Raw genomic sequence first — 264 nt, 5'->3', positions numbered from 1 at the left:
CATGACGGTCATCGTGGTGGCGAATCCGAAGGGCGGCGTCGGCAAGAGCACGCTGTCCACCAATCTTGCCGGCTATTTCGCGGCGCAGGGCGCGTGGGTCGCGCTCGCCGATCTCGACCGGCAGCAGTCGGCGCATGCGTGGCTCGATCTGCGGCCGGCCGGGCTGCCGCAGATCGAGGCGTGGAATCTCGACCCCGACGCGCCTTCGAAGCCGCCGCGCGGCCTCGAATATGCGGTCATCGACACGCCGGCCGGGCTGCACGG

The 264-nt window shown here is 70.5% G+C and carries 1 protein-coding gene; it reads left to right on the top strand.

Annotated elements, in window-relative coordinates:
- Position 1: 1 nt before the first annotated feature.
- The coding region (locus SB751_RS31650; RefSeq protein ID WP_410749226.1) for a ParA family protein at positions 2–264 on the top strand (263 nt) is incomplete at its 3' end.

This window comes from Cupriavidus sp. SIMBA_020, from assembly GCF_046535395.1.
In the GTDB taxonomy this organism is placed as follows: Bacteria; Pseudomonadota; Gammaproteobacteria; order Burkholderiales; family Burkholderiaceae; genus Cupriavidus; species Cupriavidus campinensis.
This window is presented reverse-complemented; position numbering and strand designations above follow the sequence as displayed.